This is a genomic window from Amycolatopsis kentuckyensis, from assembly GCF_002155975.1.
GTDB lineage: Bacteria > Actinomycetota > Actinomycetes > Mycobacteriales > Pseudonocardiaceae > Amycolatopsis > Amycolatopsis kentuckyensis.
The window spans coordinates 1-16935 of record NZ_MUMI01000113.1; the positions used below are offsets into that span (position 1 = coordinate 1).

Consider the following 16935-nt stretch of genomic DNA (forward strand, 5'->3'; position numbering starts at 1 on the left):
CGCGACCCTGCTCGCGCGCCGGTTCTCCAAGCGCCTCGGTGTCCTGGGCGCGCTGACGACGGTGGCCATGGCCGCGTTCTTCCGCGAGCCGAAGCGGGTGCCGCCGCCGCGTGACGGCGTCGCGCTCGCCTCGGCCGACGGTCTCGTGTCGCTGATCGAGGAAGCCGTGCCGCCCGCCGAGCTCGGCCTGCCCGCCGAGCCGCGGATGCGCGTCTCGGTGTTCCTCTCGGTGTTCGACGTGCACGTCCAGCGCGTGCCGGCGAACGGCGTGATCGAGCGCGTCGCCTACCGGCCGGGCAAGTTCCTGTCCGCGGACCTGGACAAGGCGAGCGACGACAACGAGCGCAACTCCGTGCTGATGCGCACCGAAGACGGCCACGAGCTCGTCGTCGTGCAGATCGCCGGCCTGGTCGCGCGCCGCATCCTCTGCGAGATCCGCGAGGGCGACAAGGTCGGCGCCGCTGCGACCTACGGCATCATCCGGTTCGGCTCGCGGGTCGACCTCTACCTCCCGCCGGGCTCGACGGTGCTGGTCAGCAAGGGCCAGCGCACGATCGGCGGCGAGACGGTCATCGCCGAACTCCCTGCCGCGCCTGCGAAAGGCTGATCGATGGTCCGCGTGACCACCCCGGGTGTCCGGCTGCTGCCGAACGCCATCACCGTGCTGGCGCTGTGCGCGGGCCTGTCGGCCGTGCAGTTCGCGCTGACCAAGAACTACGCGATGGCGATCGCCTCGATCGGCATCGCGGCGGTGCTCGACAGTCTCGACGGCCGGATCGCCCGCCTGCTCGACGCGACGTCGAAGATGGGCGCGGAGCTGGACTCGCTGTCCGACGGCATCTCGTTCGGCGTCGCGCCGGCGCTGGTGATCTACGTGTGGCAGACGGGCGCGGACCGGATCGGCTGGGTGGCGTCGCTGATCTTCGCCGTCTGCATGATCCTGCGGCTGGCCCGGTTCAACACGCTGCTGGACGACGCCGAGCAGCCGCCGTACGCGAGCGAGTTCTTCGTCGGCGTCCCGGCGCCCGCCGGCGGCCTGCTGGGGATGCTGCCGCTGGTGGCGTACCTGCAGTGGGGCGAGGGGTGGTGGTCGTCGCAGTACGTCGTGTGGGCGTGGACGGTCGCCATCGCGGCGCTGCTGATCAGCCGCATCCCGACGCTGTCGCTGAAGACGGTCAAGGCCCCGCCGAAGGCGATCGCCCCGCTGCTGCTGGGCGTCGCCCTGCTGGCGGCGGCGATCATCCAGTTCCCGCTGGTCGCCTTGCTCGCGGCGATGGTGCTGTACCTGGCGCACATCCCGTACTCGATCCACCGGCACCGCTGGCTGGCGGCGCACCCGGAGGCCTGGGCGGTCCCGCCGCGCGAGCGCCGCGCGATCCGCCGGGCCCGCTCCCCGCGCCGCCTCGGCCTGCGCCCGCCGCTGCGCCGCCGCGTCGCGGGCGCGGCCATGCGCGCCGTCCGCCTCCCCCGCGAGACGGTCCGAACCCCCCGCGTCACCTCGGAGAACGGCCAGCGCCGCCGCTCCTGGCGCCAGATCGGCCTCCGCCGCAAGTAAGCACCGTGTCGACCCCCCAATCACGCGAGTTCGCCCCCCAATCACGCGAGTTCCGCCTCCAATCACGCGAGACCCGGCTTCAATCACGTGAGATCCGGGCCGGAGCACGCGAGCGGCCGTGATCGGGAGGTCGACACGCGTGCTTGAAGAGACGACACGGGTTCTCACCTCCTCGTGGGGCGACGGCTCGCTAGGGTGAACGGCGTGAGCCACCCGCAGATCACGCTGACCGTCCGGCACACGCCGTCGGCGCTGGACACCCGCCGCGGCGTCGTCCGGCTGCATCCCGAAGTCCTCGACGCCCTGGGCCTGCGGGCCTGGGATGCCGTCCACCTCACCGGGGCCCGGGTCAGCGCCGCGCTCGCCGCGCCCGCCGACGAGACCGGGGTGCCCGGGGTGGTGCTCACCGACGACGTCACCATGTCGAACCTGGGCGTCACCGAAGGCTCGGAGGTCGTCGTCGCGCCCGCCGACGTCGCGGCCGCCAAGACCGTGACCGTCGCCGGGTCGCGGCTGGCCAGCGTCTCGGTCAGCCCGCACATGCTGCGGCTCGCGCTGATCGGGAAGGTCCTCACCGTCGGCGACGCCGTTTCGCTGCTGCCGCAGGACCTCGCGCCGTCGCCGGGAGCCGACCCGGCCGGACTGCGCGGCCAGCTGTCCCGCGTGATCGGCGCGACCTGGACGAACGAGCTGCTCACCGTCACCGCCACCGAGCCGGCCGGCACCGTCGCGGTCGGACCGTCCACAGTGGTCACCTGGCGCGACGGCGCGCGGCCGGCGCAGGAGCCCGCCGCGCCCCGGACGGCGACCGCGCTGGTCCGCACCTCCGCCGTCACCGCGGCCGAGGAGTGGATCGACGCCGAGATCGTCGAGGACGAGGTCACCGCCGAGGAGGAGCCGGCCGTCCCGCTGGCCGACCTGATCGGCACCGAAGCCGCCGCGCGCAAGCTCGCCGAGTGGTTCGACCTCGCCTTCCACCGGCCCGAGCTGCTGGCCCGGCTCGGCGCGCCCGCCCACCTCGGCGTCCTGCTGTCCGGCCCGGAAGGCGTCGGCAAGGCGACGCTCGTGCGCTCGGTGGCCCACGAAGCCGAGATCAAAACGATCCCGCTGGCCGCGCCGAACCTCGCCGTGCTGGACCCGAACGTCGCGGTCGCGCGCCTGCGCGAAGCCATCCGAAGCGCCGAAGGGCCCTCGGTCCTGCTGCTCACCGACGTCGACGCGCTGCTGCCCGCGACGACTCCGCCGCCGGTGGCCACGGTCGTGCTGGAGGAACTGAGGACAGCGCTGCGGCGCGAACGCTTCGCCGTCGTGGCGACGACGGCCCGTGCCGAGTCGGCCGACCCGCGGCTGCGCGCCGCCGACCTGCTGGACCGCGAGCTCGGCCTGGCCCTCCCGGACGCGAAAACCCGGCGTGAGCTGCTGAACGTCCTGCTCCGCGACGTCCCGCTCGACGCCGGCATCGACTGCGGCGTCCTCGCCGAGCGGACGCCGGGCTTCGTCGCGGCCGACCTGATCGCGCTGCGCCGGGACGCCGCACTGCGGGCGGCGCTGCGCCAGCGCGACACCGACGAGCCGCGCATCTCGCAGCAGGACCTGCTGGACGCGCTGGCGACCGTCCGCCCGGTCTCGATGTCCACTTCGGACAACCTGGCCACCGGCGGCCTGACCCTGGACGACGTCGGCAACATGGTCGACGTCAAGCAGTCCCTCACCGAGGCCGTGCTCTGGCCGCTGCGGTACCCGGACTCGTTCGCCAGGCTCGGCGTCGAACCGCCGCGCGGGGTGCTGCTCTACGGGCCGCCCGGCGGCGGCAAGACGTTCCTCGTGCGGGCGCTGGCCGGCACCGGCGCGCTGAACGTCTTCGCTGTCAAGGGTGCCGAGCTGATGGACAAGTGGGTCGGCGAGTCCGAACGTGCCGTGCGCGAGCTGTTCCGCCGGGCCGCGGAGGCCGCGCCCGCGCTGATCTTCCTGGACGAGATCGACGCGCTCGCCCCGCGCCGCGGCCAGTCGTCCGACTCGGGTGTCGCCGACCGTGTGGTCGCCGCCCTGCTCACCGAGCTCGACGGCGTCGAGCCGATGCGCGAGGTCGTCGTCCTGGGCGCGACGAACCGGCCCGAGCTGGTCGACCCGGCGCTGCTGCGGCCCGGACGGCTCGAGCGCCGCGTCTACGTCCCGCCGCCGGACGCCGAGGCCCGCGCGGCGATCCTCGCGGCCAGCTCGAAGAACACCCCGCTGGCCGACGACGTCGACCTCACCGCGGTGGCGTCCACTCTGGACGGTTACTCGGCGGCCGACTGCGCGGCGCTGATCCGCGAAGCGGCGTTGACGGCGATGCGCGAGTCACTGGAAGCCCGCGAAGTCACCGCGGCGCACCTGGAGGCGGCCCGGAAGACGGTCCGGCCGAGCCTCGACCCGGCCCAGCTGGCCGCACTGGAGGCGTACGCGAAGACCCAGGCCGGTGACTGAAGGGTCAACACGCGTGATTCGAGGGTCGACACGCGTGATTGAAGGGTCGACACGGCGGGGCTAGGCCGGCCGCGGTGTGTCGACCCTCTGATCACGCGTGTCGGCTGCCCAATCACGCGTGTCGGCGTTCAGATCACGCGAAAGCCCGTCAGCTGCCCTTGTGGGCGCCCTGGTATTCCTTCGTCACGATCACTATCACGCCGGGGCTGGCGTTCTGGATGCCCTCGAAGCGGGGCTCGGCCTTGATGCCGAACTCCTGCGCGAGCTGCTTGGCCGCGGCTTCCTCGTCGGTGCCCGGGCGGTAGAACGCCGTCGTCGTCGGGATGATGCCCTGGGAGTAGTTGCTGACCTCGTTGACGTTCCAGCCGGAACCGCGGAAGTCCTCCGCCGCCCGGTCGGCCAGGCCCTTGATCGTCGAGTTGTTGAACACCCGGACGGTCACCCACTTGTTGGACGCCTGCTGGTCACCACCCGGCTGACCGGGAGCGGCCGACGTCGGCTGGCCGGGCGCCGGCGAGCTCGGCGACGGCGGCGTGGGCGACGAAGGACTCGCCGAGGTCGACGTCGATGGCGGTGTCGCCGAAGAAGAGGTCGAAGGCGGCGCCGAGGACGTGCCCGGCTGCGTCGGCGTGCCGCTCGGCCCGGCTTCGTTGGACCCGTCGCCCCCGCCCAGCGCGGTGATCCCGCCGATGACCGCGGCGACGATGGCCACCCCGATCAACGCGACACCCGCGGCCTTCATCGGCCGGGACATTCCCGAAAACACGCTCATTTCAGCTCGATCCCCAGTCGCCGGGCGCCTCGCTTGCGCTGGCGGGCGGCACGCGTCTTGCGCAGCCGCTTCACCAGCATCGGGTCGGCTTCGATCGCCTCCGGCTTCTCCAGCAGCTTGTTGAGCAGCTGGTAGTAGCGCGTCGCAGACAAGTCGAAGCGTTCGCGGATGGCGTTCTCCTTCGCCCCGGCGTGTCGCCACCACTGGCGCTCGAAGGCGAGGATCTCGACCTCGCGTTCGGTCAGGCCGGGCACGGGCTTCGGCGGCGACGGCTGCGGCTCAGCCATCGACTCCGCGGCGTCCATCCGAGTCCCTCTCAATCGGGCGTCATGGCGAATCAGACCTAGCTCTTCCGCGGGCGCCATTCAACCACGGAAGCGGCTGCCGACGTGGGCATCGGCGTCGGCGCGTCACGGTCTGATGCAGGTCTACCAGAGGGGTCCGACTAAACTGGCTCGCCGTGACCATCCACCCCATCGTTATCGCCGGCGAACCCGTGCTGCACCAGCCGACTCGGGAGATCACCGAGTTCGACGAGAAGCTGCGCACGCTCGTCGACGACATGTTCGAGACGATGTACGCCGCCGAGGGCGTCGGCCTCGCGGCCAACCAGATCGGCCTCGATCTGCGGGTGTTCGTCTACGACTGCCCGGACGACGAGGGCGTGCGGCACAAGGGCGTCGTCGTCAACCCGAAGCTCGAGACGTCGGAGATCCCGGAGACCATGCCGGACCCGGACGACGACTGGGAGGGCTGCCTCTCGGCGCCCGGCGAGTCGTACCCGACGGGCCGCGCGAAGTGGGCGAAGGTGACCGGCTCCGACATCGAGGGCAACCCGATCGAGGTCGAGGGCACCGGCTACTTCGCCCGCTGCCTCCAGCACGAGACCGATCACCTGGACGGGTACATCTACCTCGACCGCCTGGTCGGCCGGCATGCGCGCGCCGCCAAGAAGATGCTGAAGTCGAACAAGTGGGGCGTCCCCGGCAACTCGTGGCTGCCGCCGCGCACCCCCGAGGACGACGGCGCCGTCATCTGAAAACGACGAAGGGCCCCTCGCGCGCGAGGGGCCCTTCGTCGTTTTCAGCAGCCGAGGAAGTGGCAGCGGACCACCTTCGGCGTCTCCAGCACCGAACCCGCCTTGACGTCCCAGGCGAGCCGGACGTACTGGGCGTGCGTCCAGGCCAGCGGGGTCGCCGACGTCGTGGGCGTGCCGGCCGGGAAGCCGGTCTGCCCGGACGGCGCGTTCTCGTCCCACACCTGCTCCGGCATGGTCTCCGCCGAGCTGCTCACCCGGCCGAGGTCACGCAGCCGCCGCGCGGCCGACGACGGGTCGCCGAGCGCCAGTTCGTACTCGCCGCGTTCGCCGGCGAGCAGCGGCCAGAGCCGGCCGAACGTGGTGCGGCTCTCCGCCGGGAACGTGTAGTCCCACGGCGAGCCGTCGGCCTGCTCGCCGTAGCCGTCCTTCGTGTAGCGGTGCCAGAACTGGCCGGTCGGCGTGGTGAACGCGATGTCGGCGTCCGTCACCCGGACGCTGTTGCGGATCACCGGGTCGTCGGCGCGGTAGACGCCGAGCCGGACCAGGTCGAGGAAGCCCGCGTCGGTGACCGCGCGCTGGTCCATCGTCACGCTCGAGTTGCCGAGGTTGTACGTCGTTCCGGCGTTCGCGTTCGCGTCCTTCGTGAGCCGGACGAAGTACGGGTCCTTCGACAGCGGCCCGTTCGTGGTGATCGTCTGCTTGGGCAGGTCGGCCTTCATCTTGTCCGCCGCAGCGAGGTAGCGGGCGGCGTCGGCGGCCGCGCCGTTGTGCTTGGCCAGATCGGCGGCGCAGACGAGCCCGGCGATCACCGAAGCGATGGTCGACGGGGACCAGCCGTCCTGCTCCTCCCAGCGCTCCTGCTGGGTGTACGGCGACGGCTGCCCGTTGGGCCCGCGATAACCCAGGATGAAGTCGGCGGCCTTGCGGACGCCGGGCCACAGGTCGTTCCGGCCGAGCTGCTGGGCGAGCACGATCGGGAACGCGGTCTCGTCCAGCTGGATCGACGTCCAGTACGGCACGCCGTCGACCCGGCTGTTCTGCGGCAGGTGCCCGTCGGGCTGCTGCTGCGTGCCGAACATGTAGGTCACGGCGCGGTTCGCGGCGGCGGTGTCGCCGCCGGTCGCCAGGCCGGTCGCGATCTGGTAGAGGTCACGCGGCCAGACCAGGTGGTAGGTGCCGGACGGCGACCACTCCGGGTCGTTGTTCCCGAACCGCCACGGCATGCTCGGCGACGCGATGAAGGCGCCCGGGTGGTGCTTGTCCTCGCTCGCGGCGAGCGTCAGCATCGACGCCTTGTAGAGGTCGCGCTCGGCATCGGTCTTCAGCGACGACGGCGGCTTGCTGATCCCGCGCAGGTACTGCTGCCAGCCGCGGTCGTAGGCGCGCGTGATGTCGCGGACACCGCGTCGCTGCGACGACTGCGCGCTCTTCAGCGCGTCGGCGGCCTTCGCGCCCATGCCGAGGGCGAGGGTGACGTGCCGGTTGCGGAGCCCGTCGGCGTTCGTCTGCCCGGTCAGCACGACGTTGCCCGTGGCCGCGGAGTCGTATGCGGCGAGCTTGAAGGTCTTGGCGAGCTGCGTGTTCCCGTCGGACGCGCCCGCGTAGCCGACGCTCGTCTTCGTGAACGCGGGCTTCGCGGTGAGCGCGGCGGCGTTGGCCGCGTCCTGCGCGGTGACGGCATCGCCTCGGCGAGCGGCGGAGTCGTCCGAGCCGTCGTTGGTGAGGTCCGGGTCGGCGACCGCGTAGAGCTGGTAGGGCCGCCCGGTGAGCGACTGGAAGTCGACGTCGACCAGCACGGTCGTGGCGGCCGGGTCGGTGACGTAGGTCTTGCGGAGGCGCCAGCGGTGCTGGTCGTCGGTGATGGTCTGTTCGTAGGTGAGACTGTCGTCGTCGGTCCGCCGCACCTGCTGCGACTTCGCCGAGTAGTCGGTGACGGCGAAGCTGCGGCCGTCGGTGACGACGAAGTTGAGCGAGCGGACGCTGGGCGTGGACAGGTCCGGGTAGTAGACCTCGGACAGCTGCCCGCCCTGGAGGGTGAACCAGACGTTGCTCGACCGGTCGGCGGCGGTGCCGAACCCGGTCTTGTTCGCGGGCAGCCAGCTCGGGTGGGCCCCGGGTGCGCCGGGAGCCTGTGCCGAAGGCGCCTCGGCCACCGCGGTCGCCGGGATCAGGCCGGTGACCAGCAGTCCGGCGAAGGCGCCGGAAATGAGTTTGCGCATATCAACCCCACAGAAGATCGCTTCTGCACCGTTACAGAAGCGACTTGGCAGTCTGCCGCCGATCCTTCACCGGCGCATGGTCCGATCCGGTGAACCACTGACCGTCACTGGTCCGGTAAACCGTTTGCCCACCGTGTCCGGCGCCCACGACGATCGGGCGATGCCGAACCTGCTCGCGTTCATCCCCGCCGCGTTCCTCATCGCGATGGTCCCCGGCCCTGCCACGGTCATGCTGATCAAGCAGGCCGCCCGCGGGTCGAAGCGCAACGCCCTCGCCACCATTGCCGGGATCGAGACCGGGATCGCTCTTTGGGGTCTCGCCGCCGTCTTCGGCCTGACCGCGCTGCTCGCCGCCTCGCAGACGGCCTATGACGTACTCCGCGTCGCGGGTGCGCTGTTCCTCGTCTACCTGGGGATCAAGGCCCTCTTCTTCCGGAGCGGCGGCGAAGAGAAGGAGGTCCGGCCCGGCGCGGGGTACCGGTCCGGCCTGGTCACGAACCTCGGCAACCCCAAGGCTGGCGTGTTCGCCCTGTCGTTCCTGCCGCAGTTCGTCCCGGTCCACGCGGGCTCCGGCGCGCTGCTGGTCTGCGTCGCGGCCTGGATCGCCGTCGACGTCGTCTGGTACTCGGCGCTGGCGCTGCTCGTCACCCGGGTCGGGCAGTGGCTGCGCCGCGACAACGTCAAGAAGTGGCTCGAGCGCACTTCGGGCGGCCTGCTGGTCGGTTTCGGCGTCGCAGTCGCCCTCGAACACTGAGTTCTCCAGCAGCGAACGGACCCGCTCGGTTTTCCGGCGCAGACTTGTAGTACCTGCAACGCTGTAATCGAGGTACGCATGGACGACGCGATGGACGCCTACTCGCGCGCGGTCAGCACCGTCGCCAAGACCGTCACCCCGCACGTCGCCGGGGTGCAGCTCGCGCGCGGCAGCGGCTCGGCCGTGGTCTTCGCCGAGGACGGCCACCTGCTCACCAACGCCCACGTCGTCAGCGACCACCGGCGCGGGGTCGCCACCTTCGCCGACGGCAGCGAAGTGCCCTTCGACGTCGTCGGCGCCGATCCGCTGTCCGATCTCGCCGTGCTGCGCGCCCGGGGCGAGACGCCGGCCGCCGCCGCGCTGGGGGACGCCGACCGGCTCGTCGTCGGGCAGCTCGTCGTGGCCGTCGGGAACCCGCTCGGCTTCTCCGGGACCGTCACCGCCGGGGTCGTCAGCGCGCTCGGGCGGGCGTTGCCGGTGCGGCAGGGGCGCGCCACCCGCGTGATCGAAGACGTCATCCAGACCGACGCCGCGCTCAACCCCGGCAACTCCGGCGGCGCGCTCGCCGACTCCGCCGGGCGGGTCGTCGGCGTCAACACCGCCGTCGCCGGGATCGGCCTCGGGCTCGCCGTGCCGATCAACGCGACCACCCGGCGGATCATCGACACGCTCGTCGTCGAGGGCCGGGTGCGGCGCGCGTACCTCGGCGTCGTCGGCGTGCCCGCGCCGCTGCCGGACGACGTCGCCGAGCGCACCGGGCAGCGGGCCGGGCTGCGGGTGCACGAGGTCGTGTCCGGCGGCCCGGCCGACCGCGCGGGCCTGCGCGCCGGCGACCTCGTGCTGACCGTCGGGCGCACCCGCGTCTCGGACGCCCAGGGCATCCAGCGGCAGCTGTTCGCGGAAGTGATCGGCACCGCACTGCCGATCACCGTGCTGCGCAACGGCGCCATGGTCGACGTCTACGCGACACCCGCCGAGTTGGTCGGGTGAGGTGACCTGACTTGAGTATCGCGCCCCGGCGTGGCATGGTCGGTGGCACAACACCAACGCGGGAGCTCGCGCCATGGCGGGCTGAGAGGGTGACTTGCGTTTCGCAGGCGTCACCGACCGCATGAACCTGACCGGGTAATGCCGGCGTAGGGAGTGAAAGTCGTTGACGACGCTGGAAAACAACGCTGCCGTCAGTGTGACCACCGGGCCGATCACGGGCTCGCACAAGGCCTACCAGCAGACCGAATCCGGGCTCCGCGTCCCCGTCCGGCGGATCGATCTCTCGAACGGCGAGCAGTTCGACGTCTACGACACGTCGGGCCCGTACACCGACCCGGACGTCGAGATCGACGTCCACAAAGGACTGCACCGGTTGCGCGCCGGCTGGGCCGACGGGCGCGAGCACAACACCCAGCTCGGCTGGGCCAAGCAGGGCGTCATCACCCGTGAGATGGAGTACATCGCCGCGCGCGAACGGGTTTCGCCCGAATTCGTGCGCGACGAGGTCGCCCGCGGCCGCGCGGTGATCCCGGCCAACCGCAAGCACCCCGAGACCGAGCCGATGATCATCGGCAAGAATTTCCTGGTGAAAATCAACGCCAACATGGGCAACTCGGCCGTCTGGTCGTCGGTCGAGGAAGAGGTCGACAAGATGGTGTGGGCCACCCGCTGGGGTGCCGACACGATCATGGACCTGTCCACCGGCAAGCGGATCCACGAGACGCGCGAGTGGATCATCCGCAACTCGCCGGTCCCGGTCGGCACCGTGCCGATCTACCAGGCCCTCGAAAAGGTCGACGGGGAACCGGAAAAGCTGTCGTGGGAGGTCTACCGCGACACCATCATCGAGCAGTGCGAGCAGGGGGTCGACTACGTCACCGTGCACGCCGGCGTGCTGCTGCGCTACATCCCGCTGACCGCGCGGCGCGTCACCGGGATCGTCAGCCGCGGCGGGTCGATCATGGCCGCGTGGTGCCTGGCGCACCACCAAGAGTCCTTTTTGTACACCCACTTCGAGGAACTCTGCGAGATCCTCCGGCAGTACGACGTCACGTTCTCCCTCGGCGACGGCCTGCGTCCCGGCTCGATCGCCGACGCCAACGACCGCGCCCAGTTCGCCGAGCTGGAAACCCTCGGTGAGCTGACGCACATCGCGCGTTCGCACGACGTCCAGGTGATGATCGAGGGCCCCGGCCACGTGCCGATGCACAAGATCAAGGAGAACGTGGAGCTCGAGGAAAAGCTCTGCGGCGAAGCGCCGTTCTACACCCTCGGCCCGCTCGCGACGGACATCGCGCCGGCGTACGACCACATCACGTCGGCCATCGGCGCGGCGCAGATCGGCTGGTACGGCACGGCGATGCTCTGTTACGTGACGCCGAAGGAGCACCTGGGCCTGCCCAACCGCGACGACGTCAAGACCGGGGTGATCACGTACAAGATCGCCGCGCACGCCGCGGACCTGGCCAAGGGGCACAAGTACGCGCAGGAATGGGACGACGAGCTGTCCAAGGCGCGCTTCGAGTTCCGCTGGAACGACCAGTTCAACCTGTCGCTGGACCCGGACACCGCGCGTTCGTTCCACGACGAGACCCTGCCCGCCGAGCCGGCCAAGACGGCGCACTTCTGCTCGATGTGCGGCCCGAAGTTCTGCTCGATGCGGATCACGCAGGACGTCCGCAAGTACGCGGAGGAGCACGGTCTGTCCACTGTGGAGGCGATCGAGGCCGGCATGGCTTCGAAGTCGGCGGAGTTCACCGAGTCCGGCGGCAAGGTGTACCTGCCCGTGGTGGGGCAATGACCCCACGGACCGCCCTCACCATCGCCGGATCGGACTCCGGCGGTGGTGCGGGCATCCAGGCCGACCTGCGGACGTTCTTCGCGCACGGGGTGCACGGGCTGGTCGCGCTGACGGCGGTCACCGTGCAGAATTCGCTGGGCGTCCAGGGCTTCACCGAGATTCCCGCCGACGTGGTGTCGGCGCAGATCAAGGCGGTGGCGTCGGACATGGGCGTCCACGCGGCCAAGACGGGCATGCTGGCCACGGCGGAGATCATCCGCGCGGTCGCGAAGACCCTGGACGAAGTCGGGCCGTTCCCGTTCGTGGTCGACCCGGTGGCGGCGTCGATGACGGGCCACGCCCTGCTGCGCGAGGACGCCCTGGAGGCGATCCGCACGGAGCTGTTCCCGCGCGCGACGCTGATCACGCCCAACCTCGACGAAGTCCGGCTGCTGACGGGTGTTCCGGTGGTCGACGCCGCCTCCCAGCGCGCCGCCGCCGAGGCGCTCCTGCAGTTCGGTTCGCGCTGGGTCCTCGTCAAGGGCGGCCACATGCAAGGCACGGCCGACTGCGTCGACCTGCTGACGGACGGCAAGGACTACATCTCCCTCAGCGGCCCGCGCTACGAGACGGAGAACACCCACGGCGGCGGCGACACCTTGGCGTCGGCGATCACGGCATCACTCGCGAAGGGCGCGTCGGTGCCGGACGCCGTGGCGTCGGGCAAGAAGTTCATCGAGCGCTGCGTGGCGGAGGCCTACCCGCTGGGTGCGGGTGTCGGCCCGGTCTCGCCGTTCTGGGTGCTGAAGCCGTAACTCGCGTGATTGGGCCCGGATCTCGCGTGATCAGGCCCGGATCTCGCGTGATTGGGCCCGGATCTCGCGTGATTGGGGCCGGAACTCGCGAGTTCCGGGTTCAATCACGCGGCTGCCGGGTTCAATCACGCGGATGACGGCTGTGCTCACGCGAGTTCGGGCTGGCGGACCGGGTGCAGCTCGCGGCTGTCGTACTTCTCGCGTGCCGAACGGATGCGGCCGAAGTTCGCCTGTGACCACGAACTCAACGCGATCAGGTGCGCGCCCACCTCGGCGCCCATCTCCGTCAGCGCGTACTCGACCGTCGGCGGGGTGGTCGGGTAGACCGTGCGGGTCACGAAGCCGTCGCGCTCCAGCTGGCGGAGGTTCTGGGTCAGCATCTTCTGGCTGATGCCGTCGACCGCGCGGCGCAGCTCGCCGAAGCGGTGCGGGCCGCGGGCCAGTGCGCCCAGGACCAGGGCCGTCCACTTGTTGGCCAGCAGGTCCAGGACGTCGCGGCACGGGCAGTTGCGGAGGTACACATCCCAGGGTCCGCCCTGGTCACAGGTAGTTTCCATCGGGTACCTACGATACAAGCAAGTGCCTTCTGGCGAAAAGTGACCGGCGATCCGAGGATGGGGACGACCGACAGAAGGAGTGAAGAGATGCGCATCGTGACCCAGCAGGCCCTCGGCGGGCCGGAGGTGCTCCGCGTCACCGAGGCACCTCGTCCCGAACCCGGGCCGACGGAGGTCCTGGTGCGGGTGAAGGCCGCCGGGATCAATCCGGTCGACTGGAAGGTGCGGCGCGGGGGCGGGTTCCTCGGCGAGCCGCCGTTCACGGTCGGCTGGGACGTCGCCGGGGTGGTCGAGCAAGCCGGCTTCGGCGCGACCGGAGTCGAAGAGGGCGACGAAGTCTTCGGCATGCCGTGGTTCCCGCGACCGGCCAACGCCTACGCCGAGTACGTCACCGCGCCCTCGCGGCACTTCGCGCGCAAGCCGGCCGGGCTGTCGTTCGCCGAGGCCGCCGCCCTTCCCCTCGCCGGGCTCACCGCCTGGCAGGGCCTGGTCGACGTCGGCGAGGTCCGAAGTGGCCAGCGCGTGTTCGTCGACGCCGCCGCGGGCGGGGTCGGCCACCTCGCCGTGCAGATCGCCAAGGCGCGTGGTGCCCACGTCATCGGCACGGCCAGCGCCGGAAAGCACGAGTTCCTGCGCGAACTCGGTGTCGACGAGCCGATCGACTACCACGACCCGGCGGCGCGCACGTCCGATGTGGACGTCTACTTCGGACTCGTCGGCGAGGAGAGCGATCTGCGCTGGCTCCCCGCCATCAACGAAGGCGGCCTGCTGATCGGCGTGCCCAGCGGCGTCGCGGACCGGGTCGAAAAAGCAGCCGAAGCCAGGAATGTGCGGACGAAGCGGATCCTGGTCGAACCCGACCGCGGTGGGCTGACCGGCCTCGCCGAACTCGTCGAGGCCGGTCAGCTGAAGGTCCGCGTCGAGCAGACCTTCCCGCTGGAGGACGTCGCCAAGGCGCACGAGCTGGGCGAATCGGGCCGGGTGTCCGGCAAGCTCGTGCTGACCGTCTAACCCCGGGCGAGCACCTGGGGCAGCACCGTCGTGAGCCCGGTCCAGTCCGCGGTGACCACCGACGCGTGCTGCTTCGCCAGCTCGGCGACGCGCTGGTTGGCCTGGTCGACCGTCGGGTTGTGGCCGTCGATGGCCGGCGCGACGTTCTGCGCGTCGGTCATCACGAGGTAGTAGTGGTTGGCGTCGTACCACCACGGCCCGGTCTGGGTCACCCACGCGTTCGCGTCGCCGTCGAACACCACGAACCACGGCTTGAGGTCGGCGGTGTACCTGTCCCGCGGGTCACCGCCGGCCGCGCCGTGCACGGTCGGGAAGATGTTCGCGTCGCCGAGCTTGCCCGCGTTCTTCAGGCCGACCAGGTACCGCGCGTATTCGACGTCGGTCTTCAGCGTGTCGGTCGGGTTCCCCTCCTCGACCGTGCCCGGGATGATCTCGGTGAGCACCCGGCCCCGCAACGCGTCCACGGTCGGCCAGTTGTCCGCTTTGGCCGCGGCGTCGAGCGTTGCGTAGCCGCCGAGCAGCTCGGCCGGGCGGAAGGCGACGCTGCCGAGGTGCGCCCGGAACGTGGCGTCGAGCTCGTCCGGGCCCATGCCGGTGTTGTCCGAGAAGCCCGTCTTCATCTCGAGCTTGAGCGTGATCGGCGGGTGCCCGGGGTGGGCGGCCAGCCAGATCCGGATGTCGTCGAGGCAGTACTCCAGGTTCTTGTTCCTGCCGCCGGAGTACAGCTGCGCCGCCGAAGTCGCCGCGACGCAGTTGTTCTGGTTCCCCAACGGGTTCGAGTGGCTGACCTTCCACTCGTGGGTGAAGAAGTCCGGCCAGACGTCGAGCTCGATCAGCGACGAGCCGGCGTCGAGCGCCCGGGCGAGGTAGTCGTAGGCCGCCGGGTCGTAGGTGTTGTGCACCCCGACCGTCGTGACGTGGGAGAGCTGGGGACTGTCCGCACTGGCGGCGGTCGCTCCGGAGAGCGTGAGAGCGGCCGCGAGGAGGACCACCGAGAAGAGCTTCATCCAGGCTCCTTCGCCCGTGAACTGGTGAGTAGCCCCCACAATGTGCCACCGTGGTTGACTGTTGATGAAGCAAGAGAGGCCGATTGGCCTAGACCAGAAGTCGGGAAACCCATGATTCCTTCGGCGTTGACCATCGCCGGGTCGGACTCCGGCGGCGCCGCCGGGCTGCAGGCGGACCTGCGCACGTTCCTGACCTGCGGGGTGCACGGCCTGGTCGCGGTCACCGCCGTCACCGTGCAGAACACCCTGGGCGTGCACGACCGCGCCGACCTGCCGCCGCACATCGTGGCCGGGCAGATCGAGGCGGTGGCGGCGGACATGGGCGTCGGCGCGGCGAAGACCGGCATGCTGGCCTCGGCCGAGATCATCCACGCGGTCGCCACGGCCTGCGACAACGCCGAAATCGGGCGGGACGCGAAGATCCCGTTCGTCGTCGACCCGGTGGCGGCGTCGATGCACGGACACCCGCTGTTCGACGAGGCGGGCCTGCACGCCCTGCGCGACGAGCTGCTCCCGCGCGCGACGGTGCTGACGCCGAACCTCGACGAGGTCCGGTTGCTGACCGGGATGACGGTGAAGGACCGCGAGGGCATGCACACGGCGGCGGTGGTGCTGCACCGGATGGGCCCGCGGTACGTCCTGGTCAAGAGCGGCCACCTGCAGGCCGACCCGGAGTGCGTGGACCTGCTGTTCGACGGGTCGACGTTCGTGGAGCTGCCGGGTCAGCGGTACCCGACGCCGCACACGCACGGCGCGGGCGACACGATGGCGTCGGCGCTCACCGCGGGGCTGGCCAAGGGGATGTCCGTGGTCGAGGCGGCGCGGTACGGCAAGTGGTTCGTGTCGCACGCGGTCGAGCACGCGTATCCGATGGGCGCCAAGGTCGGCCCGGTCTCGGCCTTCTGGCGGCTGGCTCCCGAGGAACGCTGAGTACGCGTCCCGTTACCATCCCTGCGTTTACTGATCCTTGACCGAAGCGGGGGTGCCCCTTGACCGGGCGCGAGCGGGTGGCGAAGGTCCTCGAGGGCCGCCGCTTCCAGAACTTCATCATCGCCGTGATCGTCTTCAACGCCGTCACCCTCGGCATGGAGACGTCGACGTCGCTCATGGACGGCTACGGCGGCCTCCTGCACGCCCTGGACCACATCGCGCTGGGCATCTTCGTCGCCGAGCTGCTCGCGAAGTTCTACGCCTACCGCGGCGCCTTCTTCCGCGACAACTGGAACGTCTTCGACCTGCTGGTCGTCGGCATCGCGGTGATCCCGGCGACCGGGCCGTTCGCCGTGCTGCGGTCGCTGCGGGTGCTGCGCGTCCTGCGGCTGATCTCGGTCGTGCCGTCGATGCGCAAGGTCGTCTCCGGGCTGCTCGCCGCGATCCCCGGGATGGCGTCGATCGCCGCGCTGCTCGCGCTGATCATCTTCGTGGCCGGGGTGATGGCGACGAAGCTGTTCGGCACCATCGACCCCGGTGACTTCGGTGACCTCGGCACGTCGCTGTTCACCCTGTTCCAGGTGATGACCGGCGAGGCGTGGCCGGACATCGCGAAGACGATCATGGAACAGGCGCCGATGGCCTGGATCTTCTTCGTCGTCTACATCCTGGTGTCCAGCTTCGCGGTGCTGAACCTCTTCATCGCCGTCGTGGTCAGCGGCATGGAGGACGAGCTGCGCCAGGACATCCGCGAGGAAGAGGCGAAGCAGGCCGAAGCGCAGGCCGCCGCGAACCAGGAAATCCTCGACGAGCTCCGCGCCCTGCGCGCGGAGCTGGCCGAGCTGCGGCAGAAAGCGGCTTAGCCGTCCGCGATCAGCGCTTCTTCCGGGCCCGGCGGCCCATGATGGTCCCCCCGATCACGGCCACGAGAGCGATCACCACGAGCACGCCGCCCAGGGGCCCGTCGGGAAACCAGATTGCGGCCAGCGTCGAATCCACCACGCGTACCTCCCCAGGTGTTCCGGTCGACGGTCGACCGG

The 16935-nt window shown here is 70.6% G+C and carries 16 protein-coding genes and 1 riboswitch; of the genes, 11 read left to right on the top strand and 5 right to left on the bottom strand.

Features of this window, described 5'->3' with window-relative positions; translation table 11 throughout:
* The 3 genes from CCN39_RS12215 to CCN39_RS12225 form a co-directional block, all read left to right on the top strand.
* On the top strand, positions 1–607 hold a 607-nt coding region (locus tag CCN39_RS12215; RefSeq protein ID WP_143264022.1), incomplete at its 5' end, for a phosphatidylserine decarboxylase.
* Between the two features lie 3 nt (positions 608–610).
* Entirely contained in the window at positions 611–1555 is a 945-nt protein-coding gene (gene pssA / locus CCN39_RS12220) for a CDP-diacylglycerol--serine O-phosphatidyltransferase (RefSeq protein WP_086841435.1), read from the top strand.
* Between the two features lie 204 nt (positions 1556–1759).
* Positions 1760–4021, top strand: coding sequence for an AAA family ATPase (locus CCN39_RS12225; RefSeq protein ID WP_086841438.1), 2262 nt, complete (start codon positions 1760–1762; stop codon positions 4019–4021).
* Between the two features lie 148 nt (positions 4022–4169).
* On the opposite strand, the gene CCN39_RS12230 is transcribed toward CCN39_RS12225, so the two are convergent.
* Together CCN39_RS12230 and CCN39_RS12235 are read right to left on the bottom strand one after the other, a co-directional pair.
* On the bottom strand, positions 4170–4793 hold the full coding sequence (locus CCN39_RS12230) for a LytR C-terminal domain-containing protein (protein WP_244210748.1): 624 nt from the start codon (positions 4791–4793) through the stop codon (positions 4170–4172).
* Entirely contained in the window at positions 4790–5098 is a 309-nt protein-coding gene (locus tag CCN39_RS12235) for a DUF3263 domain-containing protein (RefSeq protein ID WP_003101701.1), read from the bottom strand. Before CCN39_RS12235 ends, CCN39_RS12230 begins: the two co-directional genes overlap by 4 nt.
* Before the next feature lie 155 nt (positions 5099–5253).
* Here CCN39_RS12235 and CCN39_RS12240 point away from each other — a divergent pair, with 155 nt between their 5' ends.
* Positions 5254–5832: a peptide deformylase gene (locus CCN39_RS12240; RefSeq protein ID WP_086841440.1), complete on the top strand. Its 579-nt coding sequence runs from the start codon at positions 5254–5256 to the stop codon at positions 5830–5832.
* A 44-nt stretch (positions 5833–5876) separates the two neighbouring features.
* Here the strand turns inward: CCN39_RS12240 and CCN39_RS12245 are convergent, their stop codons facing one another.
* Complete coding sequence (locus CCN39_RS12245) at positions 5877–8051, bottom strand: glycoside hydrolase family 15 protein (protein WP_086841442.1); 2175 nt, start codon at positions 8049–8051, stop codon at positions 5877–5879.
* Between the two features lie 160 nt (positions 8052–8211).
* On the opposite strand from CCN39_RS12245, the gene CCN39_RS12250 reads away from it, so the two are divergent.
* The 4 genes from CCN39_RS12250 (at position 8212) to thiD (CCN39_RS12265) (ending at position 12390) form a co-directional block, all read left to right on the top strand.
* Positions 8212–8805: a LysE family translocator gene (locus CCN39_RS12250; RefSeq protein ID WP_086841444.1), complete on the top strand. Its 594-nt coding sequence runs from the start codon at positions 8212–8214 to the stop codon at positions 8803–8805.
* Positions 8806–8883: 78 nt separating this feature from the next.
* A complete protein-coding gene (locus CCN39_RS12255; protein WP_086841446.1) occupies positions 8884–9795 on the top strand; it encodes a S1C family serine protease in 912 nt (303 codons plus the stop codon).
* A 48-nt stretch (positions 9796–9843) separates the two neighbouring features.
* A riboswitch (TPP riboswitch) is annotated at positions 9844–9965 on the top strand.
* Positions 9959–11596 (top strand): phosphomethylpyrimidine synthase ThiC, encoded by a 1638-nt coding sequence (gene thiC / locus CCN39_RS12260; RefSeq protein ID WP_279629572.1) that lies wholly within the window; start codon positions 9959–9961, stop codon positions 11594–11596. (Overlaps the previous riboswitch by 7 nt.)
* Positions 11593–12390, top strand: coding sequence for a bifunctional hydroxymethylpyrimidine kinase/phosphomethylpyrimidine kinase (gene thiD, locus CCN39_RS12265; protein WP_086841448.1), 798 nt, complete (start codon positions 11593–11595; stop codon positions 12388–12390). Before thiC ends, thiD (CCN39_RS12265) begins: the two co-directional genes overlap by 4 nt.
* A gap of 146 nt (positions 12391–12536) precedes the next feature.
* On the opposite strand, the gene CCN39_RS12270 is transcribed toward thiD (CCN39_RS12265), so the two are convergent.
* Complete coding sequence (locus CCN39_RS12270) at positions 12537–12947, bottom strand: winged helix-turn-helix transcriptional regulator (protein WP_086841450.1); 411 nt, start codon at positions 12945–12947, stop codon at positions 12537–12539.
* An 87-nt stretch (positions 12948–13034) separates the two neighbouring features.
* Here CCN39_RS12270 and CCN39_RS12275 point away from each other — a divergent pair, with 87 nt between their 5' ends.
* On the top strand, positions 13035–13958 hold the full coding sequence (locus CCN39_RS12275) for an NADP-dependent oxidoreductase (RefSeq protein WP_086841452.1): 924 nt from the start codon (positions 13035–13037) through the stop codon (positions 13956–13958).
* Here the strand turns inward: CCN39_RS12275 and CCN39_RS12280 are convergent.
* Positions 13955–14965 carry a phosphatidylinositol-specific phospholipase C domain-containing protein gene (locus tag CCN39_RS12280; RefSeq protein WP_086841454.1) on the bottom strand — a complete coding sequence of 337 codons (1011 nt, stop codon included), beginning with the start codon at positions 14963–14965 and terminating at the stop codon, positions 13955–13957. The genes CCN39_RS12275 and CCN39_RS12280 overlap by 4 nt on opposite strands.
* A 111-nt stretch (positions 14966–15076) precedes the next feature.
* Here CCN39_RS12280 and thiD (CCN39_RS12285) point away from each other — a divergent pair, with 111 nt between their 5' ends.
* Both thiD (CCN39_RS12285) and CCN39_RS12290 read left to right on the top strand, forming a co-directional pair.
* Positions 15077–15895, top strand: a complete 819-nt coding sequence (gene thiD / locus CCN39_RS12285; RefSeq protein ID WP_086841456.1) for a bifunctional hydroxymethylpyrimidine kinase/phosphomethylpyrimidine kinase — start codon at positions 15077–15079, stop codon at positions 15893–15895.
* A gap of 59 nt (positions 15896–15954) precedes the next feature.
* A complete protein-coding gene (locus CCN39_RS12290) occupies positions 15955–16758 on the top strand; it encodes an ion transporter (RefSeq protein ID WP_086841458.1) in 804 nt (267 codons plus the stop codon).
* The last annotated feature ends 177 nt before the right edge of the window (positions 16759–16935 follow it).